This window comes from Actinomadura formosensis NBRC 14204 (assembly GCF_001552155.1).
GTDB classification, from domain to species: domain Bacteria; phylum Actinomycetota; class Actinomycetes; order Streptosporangiales; family Streptosporangiaceae; genus Spirillospora; species Spirillospora formosensis.
Genome location: NZ_BCQQ01000171.1, coordinates 1 through 11,566 on the forward strand (window position 1 = coordinate 1; position 11,566 = coordinate 11,566).

The following is an 11,566-nucleotide window of genomic DNA, read 5'->3' on the forward strand; positions in this document are numbered from 1 at the left end:
CCAGGGTGTCGGGGTGGTGGGTGCCGTGTATTCGTTGGTCTGTGGCCAGGGCGCGTTCGAAGTAGGAGATTGCGCGGGTCAGCAAGCCTTGGTTCTGCAGGAAGGTGGCGGCGCGGTCCAGCAGCAGGCTGAGCCAGGCGTCGTCGGTGCTGGGAGGTGTGTGAGCGGCCAGCGCGTCGATGTGGGGCAGTAGGTGCCGCCACTGTGGCCACCCGCCCGGATCTTTGACCTCGGCGGGGCGGGCCTGGTCTAGCAGCCGGGTGGCGGTGCGGCGGGCGACGGTGATGGCCTCGGGCCGGCGGTGCGGGTCACGGTCCTCGGCCGGGCCATGTGTGTCGGGGGTGCGGGCGACGGCTTGGACCAGGCGGTGCACGGTGACGGTATCGGGGGTGAGGGTGATCATGTTGTAGGCGGCGAGCTTGCCCAGCGCGGCCTGCAGCAGCGGCAGCGCGGCGTGTTCCTGCCATCCCTCCAACTCGGCAAGGCGGTTGACCAGGGTGCGGGGGATGGCCTCGGGGGCGTACCAAGCCAGGATTCGCAGCAGCTCACCGGCCAGTGGAGTGGCGGCGGTGATCCGGTCCAGGGTGATCCGCCAGATCCGCGCGATCGTCCGGGCATCATTACCGGCATCGCCGCCGGCGCCGGTTCCAATGCCGGTGGCGCTGCCCTCGGCGGCCTGGTGGTACATCACCGCCGGCGAGGCCGCGAGCAGGTCCAGGTACTGGCGAGGGGACAGCTGGTTCTGGTGCAGATAGGCCGCGGCCTGCTCGACTGCCAGCGGCAGGAAACCCAGTTCGGCCACCAGTTCGGTCGCGCCGTCCAGATCCGCGCCGCTGGATCCGGTGTCGGGCCCGGTGGGGCCGGCGATCTGGGTGAGCAGGTCGACGGCCTGTTCTTCGGTGAGGACGTCCAGCCGGAGCACCCGGGCCCCGAGCCGGTGCCAACCTTGCCCGAGGCGGCTGGTGACCAGGACCCGGCCGCGCATCGTGCGGTCCATCAGCGGCGCGATGTGGGCGGGGTCGGTGACGTTGTCCAGCACCACCAGCCAACCGGAGTGGTGGCCCAGCCAGGCCAGCCCCCGCTCGGCCAGTGCCTCCAGCTCCAGCGCCGTCTTCAGTTCCGGCTGCAACGCGGCCGCCAGCCCGGCGAGCCCGGCCTGCACAGCCGCGGCGGTGTCGGCGGTGATCCACCACACCGGATGAAACACCGCCTTGCCGTGCCGCGTCCGCCCCTCCGCGGCGGCGTTGCCAGCGTGGGTGGCGGCGTAGCGGGCGGCCAGGGTGGACTTGCCCACCCCGCCCAGCCCGTGCACCGCGGCCACCACCACCCCGCCCGGCGCCCGCAACGCCGCATCCAACTCCTCCAGTTCGCCGCCGCGGCCGACGAACACCTGCTGGTGCCCCGGAACATTCACCACCCCCGGGGGCGCCGCCACCTCGGTGACCGGCCGTACCGCCTCTGGGGGCAGCACGGTCGACCTGTTGACGGTCAGGTCCCGGCCTGCCTGGTTGAGCTGGCCATGTCCGGACGCGGTTCCTTCCTGGTGCACCCGCGGGCTGTCGGCACGATCGGCGGAGCCGGTGCCCTCGGTGCTGCCGGGCGGGTGTGGTGGCGGGGTGCTCATTGGTCGTTGACGGTCAGGTCCCGGCCTGCCTGGTTGAGCCGGCCGTGTCCGGACGCGGTGCCGGTGATCTGGGTGCTGGCGGTGCCGTCGCCGGTGGACACGATGCCGCTGTTGGCGGCGTGGCCGCCAAGGTTGGCCGATCGCTCGCCCGGCACCGGGCCGGCCCCCCGGCTGGCTTGGGGAGTGCGGCGGGCCACGACCATCCCGTACACCGCCATCACCAGCCCGGCGATCCCCACCACCGCGCCGATCACCCCGACAGTGTCACCCCAGTGGAAGCCCTTCACCGCGAAGTACGCGATCAACCCGATCACCGATGCGGCCGCGATGAGTCCGCCGGCCCAAGTCAGTACACGCCCCGTCATGGTCGACATCATCGACCCGTCCGCCCAGCTTCAACAGGTCATTAGTCACATCCGCCGTAACCGGCCACCGACCGGCTCGACGCGGGACAGCGAGGTCGGCATCCCGTCCCGGACGGATCGCCTCGCCGATATTGAGAAACATTCATTTTCCTGCGGGTCTGGATTATGGAAAGGCGGAGAGCCGGCCATGTGAACGGGTGGCCGGGCCGATCTGCGTCACGGCTCTCGGGACGTCCGGCCGTCGATGGCGGCCGCCATGCGGTCGGCCGCGGCCCCGAAGAGGTCTGAGATCCCGTGTTTTCCCGGATGACCTGGCGAAACGCGGTAAGTGGGACGCGTGATCAGGCGACTCGGTTGACATAACCCCCGGAGCTGGCCATAGGGCCGCATAGAGCAGCGAATACCGATACATCTAGGACCCTTCCGATTAGAAGGGATCCACAGGGTGAGGAAGCTTCTCGTCACGGGGGCCGCCGCGATCGCGATGGCGGGAGCCGGGGTGCTGGTGGCCACACCGGCCGAGGCCGCGAGTCCGGTGCAGATCTACCGGGTGTACTACGACTCGCCCGGCAGCGACACGGGGTCGAACAAGTCGCTGAACGGCGAATGGGTGCAGTTGTTCAACACGTCCCAGACGTCCAAGAACCTGAAGGGCGTCAAGCTCCGCGACAGGACGGGGTACACCTACACCTTCGGTTCCTACACGCTCAAGGGCCGCAGGTCGGTCTACGTCCACACCGGCAAGGGCTCCAACACCGCGACGCACCGCTACTGGGGCAGGACCTGGTACGTGTGGAACAACACCGGCGACACCGCCTACCTCCTCTACCCCAGCGGCCGGCTGGCCGACAAGTGCTCCTGGGGCCGGGGCGGCTCCTCGACGTACTGCTGACCCCGTGGTGAAGCCCGGCTCTCCCCTTCCGCGAACCGAGAGGGCCGGGCTTCGCCACGGAAAGGGCGAGGGACGACGTCAGACCACCCCAACGTCGTCCCTCGCCGCGGACGCGGTGCCCGGATCAGGCGCTTTTGACCTCGGTGATGGCCTCGCGCAGCGCCGCGAGAAACGCCGTGCCGTCGGCGTCATCGCCCAGGCCGACGTGGAACGAGGCGGGTTCCAGCGCCCCCGACCAGAGCCCGTCCACGGCGATGCCCGTGTCCACGGCCGGCACGGACAGGGCGATGCTCGCGTTCTCCAGCCGGATCGATCGGACGTGGATGCCCCGCCGTTCCCCGGCCACGGCCACCACCAGGTAGCGCGGCAGAAGAAGCGCGATCGTCGTGTGCTCGGCGTCGAGGTCGCCCGTCTTCGTCAACCTCGCCAGCAGCCCCGGCCGCTTCAACCGCACACTGCGCGTCACGCAGCACAACTGCGCGGCGCCCAGCACGTCCCCGAGTTGATGTTTCTCAGCATGCGCGACAATTGCGTCCCGCACTTTCGGATCGATTGATTCTACCGCAGTTTTCTTGCTGGAACGTTCGTAAAACCGGCCCATTCCCAACCTCCCCAGGTTGCCCCCAGCGTACGGGCAAGCAGGTCGCCGAAAGTGGGACGAGCCGCCTTTCTCCCCGTCCTCATGCGGCCAGCCTTCCGTCCGCTCCCGCGATGGGGCATCGTCCACCGATGATCGTTTGTACTGCGGGGGGAGTACCGCGTCCGCGGTAGCGCGGGCGGTGGAGTGCCTTCTTGTGCACGACGACGGAGGAGGGCCCGCTCACGAGGATTGAGTGCGTTGCTCAATGACTCGAGGAGTAGATGATGCCTACCGAGACTCCACCCGCGGATGGGGTTCTGGCGGGGCTGGCCCGGTTCTGTTATCGGCGCCGCCGCCTGGTCCTGCTGGCCTGGATCGCCGGCGTGATCGCCGTGGCGTTCGCCGGCTTCGGCTACGGCGCCGCCGCCGACAACGACTTCTCCGGCGGCGACTCCGGGTCCGCCAAGGCGCAGAAGCTGATCGAGAAGCATTTCCCCGAGCAGCAGGGGGACACGCTGACTCTCGCGATCAAGGCGGAAAGGGGGATCGACGACCCCGCCGTCCGGCAGAAGATCGAGAAGGTCGTCACCGAGCTGGCCGCCTCACCCGTTACCGGGCCGGTGACCTCGCCGTATCAGGACGAGAACCTGGTGACGAAGGACCGCCGCATCGCCCGCACGACCATCCCGCTGACCGAGAAGGCCCCGGAGAAGTCCGAGGTCAAGCCCCTGGTGGACGCGGTCAAGGAGGCGTCCGGCAACGGGGTGACGCTGGGCCTCGGCGGGAAGATGGCGGAGAAGGCCGAGACGCCCAAGCAGGGGCCGGCCGAGAGCGTGGGCGTCCTGACGGCGGCGGTGATCCTGTTCATCGCGTTCGGGTCGCTGGTGGCGATGGGCCTGCCGATCGTGACCGCCCTGCTGGCGATCTTCGGCGGCATCGGCCTGATCAAGCTCGTGGGGTACGTGGTCCCCGCGCCGGACTTCACCGTGCTCGTCGCCGCGCTGATCGGGCTCGGTGTCGGCATCGACTACGCGCTGTTCATCGTGACCCGCTACAAGGAGAGCCTCCAGGACGGCGACGAGCCCGAGAGCGCCACGGTCAAGGCCATCACGACGGCGGGGCACGCGGTGCTGTTCGCCGGCACGACCGTCGTGATCGCGCTGCTCGGCCTGGTCGCCATGGGGCAGCGGCTGATGACCGGCGTGGCCATCGGCGCGTCGGTGACCGTGCTGGTGACGATGCTCGCCGCGGTGACCCTGCTGCCCGCGTTCCTGGGCTTCACCGGCCACAAGATCAGCTCGCTGCGGCTGCCCCGCCGCGCGTCCCGCCGGCGCGAGCCCGCCGGTGTCCCGGCCCGGGAACACCGCACCCCCGCCGAGCGCTGGGCCGGCGTGGTGCAGCGCAGGCCGCTGGTCGCCGCGGTCCTGGCCGGCGCGGGCCTGCTGGTGCTGGCCGCCCCCGCGCTGTCGATGCGGCTGAGCCTGCCCGATGCCAGTGTCCAGCCCCATGACAGGAGCAGCTACACCTCCTACAAGATCCTTTCTGAGGGCTTCGGTCCCGGCTACGGCGCACCCCTGGTCTTCGCCACCCGGGTCGGCTCCGGCGACGCCGATCTGCGTCCCGCCGTCGAAGCGGTCGGCAGGACCGGCGGCATCGCCTACGTCACGCCGCCTCGGGCCAGTAAGGACGGGCAGGCCGCCACCTTCATGGCCTTCCCCAAGACCGGATACCAGGACGAGGCGACCGCGGACCTGGTGCATCGGCTCCGCGACGACGTGCTGCCGAAGGCGTCCGGCGGCGATGGGGTCTACGTCGGCGGACCGAACGCCGCCGCGATCGACTTCGCCGAGGAGGTCGGCTCGCGCCTGCCCCTGATGATCGCGGTCGTCATCGCGATGTCCCTGCTGCTGCTGGTCGTGCTGGTCCGGTCGGTCACGATCGCGCTGCAGGCCGCCGTGATGAACCTGCTGTCGATCGGCGCCGCCTACGGCGTGCTGGTCGCGATCGTGCAGTGGGGGTGGCTCGGCTCGGCCCTCGGCTTCCCCACCGACATGCCGGTCACGACCTGGGTGCCGATGATGATGTTCCCGCTCCTGTTCGGCCTGTCCATGGACTACGAGGTCTTCCTGATCTCGCGGGTCCGGGAGGAGTACGAGCGCACCGGCGACACCCGGGCGGCCGTCACCCGCGGGCTGGCGCGGACCGCCAAGGTCATCACGGCCGCCGCCGCCATCATGATCGCCGTTTTCACGACCTCCCTGCTCGGCCCCGACGTCGCGGTCAAGCAGATAGGTCTCGGCATGGCCGTCGCCGTGCTCATCGACGCCACCATCGTCCGGATGATCCTCGTCCCCGCGGTGATGGAACTGTGCGGCAAGGCCAACTGGTGGATGCCCGGACGCCGGGCGCCGAAGGCGGCCCCGGCTTCACGGGTCAGGGAAGAGGCCGGAGTCTGACCCTCGGCCGAGCCGGAGTGCGGGGAACCCCCACGGGTTCCCCGCATTTTTCGTGGGCGCCAGAGAGCGCGTCGAGGTCAGTGGTTGCGGGGGGACACCAGGCCGGATTCGTAGGCGAGGACGACGAGCTGGGCGCGGTCGCGGGCCTGGAGCTTGATCATGGCCCGGTTGATATGGGTCTTCGCGGTCAGCGGGCTGATCACCATGCGGTCGGCGATCTGGTCGTTGGACAGGCCCTGCGCGGCCAGGACGACGGCCTCGCGTTCCCGGTTGGTCAGCTCCTTCAACCCCGCGCCGGCTCCCGCGTTGAGCGGCTGCGCGACGTACCGGCTGATCAGCATTCTGGTGATCGACGGCGCGAGCAGCGCGTCACCGCGGGCGGCGACGCGCACGGAGTGCAGGAGGTCGTCGGGCTCGATGTCCTTGACCAGGAATCCGGCGGCACCGGCGCGCAGCGCGTTGAAGACGTACTCGTCGAAGCCGTAGTTGGTCAGGATGACGACGTGCACCCCGGCCAGGGCCGGGTCCGCGGCGATGCGCCGGGTCGTCTCTATGCCGTCCATGACCGGCATCTGGATGTCGATGAGCGCGATGTCGGGCAGGTGCTCCCGGGCGAGCGCCAGCCCCTCCTCGCCGTTGGCGGCCTCGGCCACCACCTCGATGTCGTCCTCGGCGTCGAGCAGCGCCCGGAAGCCGCCCCGAAGGAGCGGCTGGTCGTCGCACAGCAGGACACGGATCACAACGGCCCGCCCACGGGCAGCTCGGCCTGGACGCTGAAGCCGCCCTCGCTGCGCGGTTCCGCGCGCAGGCGGCCGCCGAGGGCGGTGACGCGTTCACGCATCCCGAGCAGCCCGACGCCGGGCACCGGGGCGGTGCCCGGCGTGGCCCTGCCGTCGTCATCGACCCGGATGGCGAGGGTGCCGGGACGGTAGTCGATCTGGATCGACGCCGTGGTGGCGGCGGCGTGGCGGGCGGTGTTGGTGAGCGACTCTTGGACGATCCGGTAGGCGGTCTGATCCACCGCGGCCGGCACGTCCTGCCGCGGCCCTTCGATCGTCAGCGTCGTTTCCAGCCCGATCCCGCGGGCCCGTTCCACCAGGTCCGGAACGCGATCGAGCCCGTGCGACGGGGGCTTGGTGTCGTCGCGCAGCGTCTCCAGGGTCGCCCGCAGTTCCCGGGTCGCCTCACGTCCGGCCTCCTGGATCGCCAGCAGCGCCTCCGGCACCTGTTCGCCGCGCTTGCGGGCCAGGTGGACGGCGACTCCCGCCTGCACCTTGATGATCGAGATCTGGTGGGTGAGCGAATCGTGCAGTTCCCGCGCGATGTGCAGCCGCTCCTCGGCGGCGCGCAGCCGCGCGGTCTCCTCCCGGGTGCGCTCGGCCTCGTCCGCCCGCCGCTCGGCCTGCCGCAGCGCCTCCCCCGCGGCTCCGGCGGCGATCAGCCAGGCCAGCTCCAGGACATCCCGGGCCTGCGCGAACGCCTCGCTCACCGGCCCGTCCGCCGTGAAGGCCATGGCCGCGAGCGGCAGCGCGACCAGCAGGGCCACGCTCACCGCCAGCGTGGTGATCCGGTGCCCCGCCCGTACGGCGCCGTACACCGCGAACAGGTACGCGACGGCGGGCACCTCGAAACCGACCGCCTTGTAACCCACCACGCACAGCCCCGCGACGACCAGGACGGCGACCGGGGCCCGGCGGACGGCGGCCAGCGCGAGGCCGCTCGTCACCACCAGCGCGTAGCCGAGTACGTCGAGATCCGTGCCGGGGTGATCCCCGGTCAGCGCGCTGACCAGCAGCACCGCCGCCACCGCGATCGCGATCACCCAGCCACTGAACCGGGCCCAGAAACCGGACAGTACTGTGCTCATACGCGCACCCTAACCGGGGCACACGGTGCGCGAATCCTGCCCGCGAATGAGCGACCACCTACCGCACACGCAGTACTTTCCCGCCGCCTACGCCTTCCGCGGCACCGGGGCACACCATTAAGGGTGGCCAGTGCCTCTCAGTTGATCCGGGTACCGATCGTGCGGTCCTTCACGCTCATGGCCTTCTCACCGCATCGGTCACCGTGGAAGATCTCGCCGTTCAGATCCGCCTTGCAGGTTGAACCTCACCGCACCAGCAAAACGCCCCATCCAGGATCAACTACCCTGCGTGACGAATTGAGAGCATGGCATTTGGGATGAGACGTGGAAGATCAACAAGTCTGTGCCGAGGACATCATAGGGCGTGGGCCACTATGCTCTCCTGAAGGTCAATTTGCTCTGGTGAGAGGGTGGAAGTGGCGCCTCCGGAAAGTCCCAATAGGATTCATCAGCTTCTCAACTCGCCGTCGTCCACACCTCAGCCCAGTGCCCCTGTACAGGGAGGGGCGTCGCAGCCGCATACGACCATGCGGCCAGCTTTGCCCACATCGCCGTTCGGGCATGTTCCCGTGACGGCGGCGGGTGGAGGTGTGGAGTTTGATCCGTCGACGATCGAGTCGTTCGGCGGCAAGTTGATCCACGCGGTGGGTAAGGAACTGACTGCGGCGCGGAAGCACATCAACGGCGCACCACGGGAAGTCGAGGCCACCTCGTTCACCACGTTCTGCATCCCGCTAGCTCACGCCTATGTTCAGGCCGTCGAGTATGCGGATGTCGACCTCATCACCAAGGAGCGTGTACTGACCGATTGCGATGCCAAACTGAAGAAAACGGCCCAGATATTGCGTGAGGCGGAAAAGAAAAGCACGATCAAACGCAAATAGTTTTCCTGTTTACTGGGGGATGGCATGGCCGATAATGGTATGGACGCTTTTGAGAATGTGGCGAAATGCGCCTACTGGGAGGCCAGTGTAGCGGCGTTCTTTATTCCCAACGCATGGTCCATGGTGGCGATCATCTACCAGGCGCAATCAAATCCCGGACAACTCTGGGACGCCGCGGACGAGTGGTATGAGGTCAAGCAGCGATTGGTGGCGGCCGACAAAGAGGTCACCGCACAACTGAAGTCCCTGGCTAAGGAGGACTGGTCAGGCAAGGACAGGGACGCCTTCGACAAGAAGCTGCATGACTATCAGAATCAGATCCGGGTTTCGTATAGCTTCGCAGTCTCCGTTCACGTCATTCTCAAGGTCATGGCGATGCTCATCGCGATGTTCATCATGATGATGTGGGCCTTCGCGACGATCGTCTTCGTCTATGCCATGATCATCATGGCGTTGCGGGCGATGATGCTGGTTCCCGTCCTGAACGCGTGGGCCTCGGCAGCATTGGCGTCAGTGCAGGCGCAGGCCACTGTGGTGACCGGGCAACTGTACATGGTCCTACGTGCCGCGGAATCGGGCCTGTCCAGCTTCGGAAATGGAGCGGCGGGCCTCCTCGGAGGCCTGATGGCCGTCGATGTGATGGGACAGATGCTGACGGGGAACACCGCAGCGTACGGCGACTTCGCCCAGGCGATGGTGAACAGCGCGGACGATGTGGTCAAAGGCCATATTGCCCTCTTGGAGCAGAAGCTAACTGCACAGTTTATGAAGGGCAAGAAGCTCGGCGGCGCTGATCTGGGTGCCATCGGTAAGTACAAGTTCCCGCAGGCGAAGATTCCGCCGAACATGAGGCCGTGGTTGGAGAAGGTCGGGGGCGTAAAGGGTGCCTTCGACGTGGGAGTACCCAAAATCAACGTCGGGCCGATCGAGTACACCCCCGGCGAGGGAAGCATCCCCGCCGGCGGCTCGCCGTCACTGACCCGCGGTATCACGGAGAGCGGGGAGAAGTACGGCGATTCCTATGTCCAGCGAACCGATGCTCTTCCGCCATCGCAGTGAATGGAGATTTCTTTGCCGCCACTTTCGCGGGAAATCGTATTTCATGATGGGACCAAGGGCGTTCCACTGACCTTCGGTGCCTGTATCGTCATAGGCAGTGGTGCGACCTGGATCGGGCTCGCAGTTGACGGCTGGCCGGCGATCTGCATGTTCGTCCTGGCAGGCCTGCTACTGGCTTTTGTGCTCTACGTCACCCAGAGTCTCCTGCGCGTGGGACCGAGTAAACTGCTGCTTACGCCGCAAGGACTGGTGTCCAAGGTCGGTGGAAAGTTGGATGTGCTTCCGCCGGAAGCGATCCAGGCCGTTGGGTTGATCCGGCATAAGGGTGCTCCAGCGGAATTGATGCTCTGGTACGACTCTTCACGGCTTCCGGAAGTGCCGAAGAACATTAGCCGCAGGGAGAGCGCACCAGGACAGATCAGGCTCGCCTACGTTATGGACGAGAGACAGTTTTTTCCACCCCATCGGGTTAAGGAAGTACGGGAACTCGTTCAAGCGCACGGCCTTGGCGAGTGGCGGAACCGCGCGGCCTCACCGTGATCCGGCGCGGTCAGCCCATACCGGAGAGCCTGTTCTGCATCTCGTCTGCCGCGATGACCATGGCAAGGAGAACAACGTTCCAGGTGGCCGAGCCTTCCGGCTTCAGGCTCAAGGTCCAGGAGCGGCCGCTCACCTCGGCTGCGGCAACTGGCAAACCGGACAAAAGCGTGGCGGCGAGAGAGTCCCATGCATGGTTCGTCTCGATCGTTCCCAGCGTAGTACCGTTGCCGTCAAGCACGGTGAAACCCAGGTTGAGGATCGACAGGCCCCGCTTCTTCCTGACCAGGGCTGGGGGAATTTCATCGGTGGTCGTCACTCTCAGTTCGTCCACATCCTCGCCATCGAGTTCAGGCATGGTGAAGAGGGACAGACCATCCGCCCGGACGACCTCCAGGTCTCCGGGCGAGGTGAACATCGAGCGCCAGTTCCAACGCGGCCGTTTGACCTTGGCGAGGACGACACCGTCCCAGTCGGTGAAAGTGTCGTCCGAAAAGAGCAGTTCGTCGGTTCCAAACAGTGTGCTCATCGCTCGAAAGCCTTCCGCATCTGCTCCAAAAGCCTGTTGGCGTCGCGCAGGCCGCCGCTGAAGAGGTCACGAACCCCCTCGATCGTCTCCTGAAGCTCCGCCGGATCGGGCTGCACCTCCATGGGATTGCCGGAGGCACCGAACAACTCTTCGGTCAGCTCCTTCACTTGGCGTTGTAGGTCCTGTTTGGCCGTGCGGGTGACATTCATGATCGTTTCAGCGAGCTTCTCGGAGCCTTCGCGCAGCGCTCTGGGGTCGATGGCGAGTTCGGCGAACTCGTTCTCAGCGCTCCAGGCGACCTTGACCCGTCCGTCGGAAGACTCGGCTCTGCCGAGCATGTCGGCGGTGCGTCGCTCAAGCTCCCCCGCATCGGCGACCTGCCGCTCGGACGCGCGCAGCATCTCCTCGAAATCGAAAGCAGGTTCTGTCATGACTTCCTTCATCGCGCCGGGTTCGGAGCGATCTTAGCGTTTTCTCGTTGAACTCCGGTACTCGATGGTTCCGTTCCGGTATCGGCGCTGGAGGAGACCATAGCTGACCATGAGATCCGAATTGGCTGGCTTTTCGGCAGGATGGTGAAAATGACCGGCGTCTCCCGAGGTCGTTCAGGTGGTGACCGGCGGATCCTTGGCCAGAAATGGTGACGCCGAGACGGATTTGTTCGGCTTCGGACCATCGTCGAGTAGGACGTCAGCAAGTTCGCCGGTTCCGGGCCGGGGTGACGGCGGCGGCTTCCGGGGCGGGGTGGGGGTGGGAGAGTTGGGGGGTGCGGG

Annotated in this window: 13 protein-coding genes; 6 read left to right on the forward strand and 7 right to left on the reverse strand. The window is 67.2% G+C overall.

Annotated features, from left to right (window positions below; all coding sequences use genetic code 11):
• Together AF1_RS29665 and AF1_RS29670 are read right to left on the reverse strand one after the other, a co-directional pair.
• A partial coding sequence (locus AF1_RS29665; protein ID WP_157419346.1) for an NB-ARC domain-containing protein occupies positions 1-1,624 on the reverse strand: 1,624 nt, incomplete at its 3' end.
• On the reverse strand, positions 1,621-2,001 hold the full coding sequence (locus AF1_RS29670; protein ID WP_067806757.1) for a hypothetical protein: 381 nt from the start codon (positions 1,999-2,001) through the stop codon (positions 1,621-1,623). The genes AF1_RS29670 and AF1_RS29665, both read right to left, overlap by 4 nt.
• On the opposite strand from AF1_RS29670, the gene AF1_RS34935 reads away from it, so the two are divergent.
• Both AF1_RS34935 and AF1_RS29675 read left to right on the forward strand, forming a co-directional pair.
• Positions 1,988-2,182: a hypothetical protein gene (locus tag AF1_RS34935; protein WP_131732251.1), complete on the forward strand. Its 195-nt coding sequence runs from the start codon at positions 1,988-1,990 to the stop codon at positions 2,180-2,182. The genes AF1_RS29670 and AF1_RS34935 overlap by 14 nt on opposite strands.
• Before the next feature lie 252 nt (positions 2,183-2,434).
• Positions 2,435-2,881 (forward strand): lamin tail domain-containing protein, encoded by a 447-nt coding sequence (locus AF1_RS29675; RefSeq protein WP_242608538.1) that lies wholly within the window; start codon positions 2,435-2,437, stop codon positions 2,879-2,881.
• A gap of 124 nt (positions 2,882-3,005) precedes the next feature.
• On the opposite strand, the gene AF1_RS34940 is transcribed toward AF1_RS29675, so the two are convergent.
• The gene (locus tag AF1_RS34940; RefSeq protein WP_131732250.1) at positions 3,006-3,482 is read right to left on the reverse strand and encodes a hypothetical protein; all 477 of its coding nucleotides are present in this window, start codon (positions 3,480-3,482) and stop codon (positions 3,006-3,008) included.
• A 263-nt stretch (positions 3,483-3,745) separates the two neighbouring features.
• Here AF1_RS34940 and AF1_RS29685 point away from each other — a divergent pair, with 263 nt between their 5' ends.
• Positions 3,746-5,917: an MMPL family transporter gene (locus AF1_RS29685; RefSeq protein ID WP_207393897.1), complete on the forward strand. Its 2,172-nt coding sequence runs from the start codon at positions 3,746-3,748 to the stop codon at positions 5,915-5,917.
• 77 nt (positions 5,918-5,994) lie between these two features.
• Here the strand turns inward: AF1_RS29685 and AF1_RS29690 are convergent, their stop codons facing one another.
• Together AF1_RS29690 and AF1_RS29695 are read right to left on the reverse strand one after the other, a co-directional pair.
• Entirely contained in the window at positions 5,995-6,657 is a 663-nt protein-coding gene (locus AF1_RS29690) for a response regulator (protein ID WP_067806766.1), read from the reverse strand.
• Positions 6,654-7,784, reverse strand: coding sequence for a sensor histidine kinase (locus tag AF1_RS29695; protein WP_067806769.1), 1,131 nt, complete (start codon positions 7,782-7,784; stop codon positions 6,654-6,656). Before AF1_RS29695 ends, AF1_RS29690 begins: the two co-directional genes overlap by 4 nt.
• Before the next feature lie 527 nt (positions 7,785-8,311).
• Here AF1_RS29695 and AF1_RS29700 point away from each other — a divergent pair.
• The 3 genes from AF1_RS29700 to AF1_RS34945 are packed head-to-tail and all read left to right on the forward strand — an operon-like array spanning position 8,312 to position 10,267.
• Positions 8,312-8,668, forward strand: a complete 357-nt coding sequence (locus AF1_RS29700) for a hypothetical protein (RefSeq protein WP_131732249.1) — start codon at positions 8,312-8,314, stop codon at positions 8,666-8,668.
• Between the two features lie 24 nt (positions 8,669-8,692).
• The gene (locus tag AF1_RS29705; RefSeq protein ID WP_131732248.1) at positions 8,693-9,727 is read left to right on the forward strand and encodes a hypothetical protein; all 1,035 of its coding nucleotides are present in this window, start codon (positions 8,693-8,695) and stop codon (positions 9,725-9,727) included.
• The gene (locus AF1_RS34945; protein ID WP_131732247.1) at positions 9,728-10,267 is read left to right on the forward strand and encodes a hypothetical protein; all 540 of its coding nucleotides are present in this window, start codon (positions 9,728-9,730) and stop codon (positions 10,265-10,267) included.
• A 10-nt stretch (positions 10,268-10,277) separates the two neighbouring features.
• Here the strand turns inward: AF1_RS34945 and AF1_RS29710 are convergent, their stop codons facing one another.
• Both AF1_RS29710 and AF1_RS29715 read right to left on the reverse strand, forming a co-directional pair.
• Complete coding sequence (locus AF1_RS29710; protein ID WP_067806778.1) at positions 10,278-10,793, reverse strand: hypothetical protein; 516 nt, start codon at positions 10,791-10,793, stop codon at positions 10,278-10,280.
• Complete coding sequence (locus AF1_RS29715; RefSeq protein ID WP_067806781.1) at positions 10,790-11,236, reverse strand: YbaB/EbfC family nucleoid-associated protein; 447 nt, start codon at positions 11,234-11,236, stop codon at positions 10,790-10,792. Before AF1_RS29715 ends, AF1_RS29710 begins: the two co-directional genes overlap by 4 nt.
• Between the last annotated feature and the right edge of the window lie 330 nt (positions 11,237-11,566).

Coding starts and splice junctions, on each gene's coding strand:
- AF1_RS29670 (WP_067806757.1), bottom strand. CDS start 2,001: ATGATGTCGACCATGACGGGGCGTGTACTGACTTGGGCCGGCGGACTC.
- AF1_RS34940 (WP_131732250.1), bottom strand. CDS start 3,482: ATGGGCCGGTTTTACGAACGTTCCAGCAAGAAAACTGCGGTAGAATCA.
- AF1_RS29715 (WP_067806781.1), bottom strand. CDS start 11,236: ATGAAGGAAGTCATGACAGAACCTGCTTTCGATTTCGAGGAGATGCTG.
- AF1_RS34945 (WP_131732247.1), top strand. CDS start 9,728: ATGGAGATTTCTTTGCCGCCACTTTCGCGGGAAATCGTATTTCATGAT.
- AF1_RS29710 (WP_067806778.1), bottom strand. CDS start 10,793: ATGAGCACACTGTTTGGAACCGACGAACTGCTCTTTTCGGACGACACT.
- AF1_RS29700 (WP_131732249.1), top strand. CDS start 8,312: ATGCGGCCAGCTTTGCCCACATCGCCGTTCGGGCATGTTCCCGTGACG.
- AF1_RS29685 (WP_207393897.1), top strand. CDS start 3,746: ATGCCTACCGAGACTCCACCCGCGGATGGGGTTCTGGCGGGGCTGGCC.
- AF1_RS29705 (WP_131732248.1), top strand. CDS start 8,693: ATGGCCGATAATGGTATGGACGCTTTTGAGAATGTGGCGAAATGCGCC.
- AF1_RS29695 (WP_067806769.1), bottom strand. CDS start 7,784: ATGAGCACAGTACTGTCCGGTTTCTGGGCCCGGTTCAGTGGCTGGGTG.
- AF1_RS34935 (WP_131732251.1), top strand. CDS start 1,988: ATGGTCGACATCATCGACCCGTCCGCCCAGCTTCAACAGGTCATTAGT.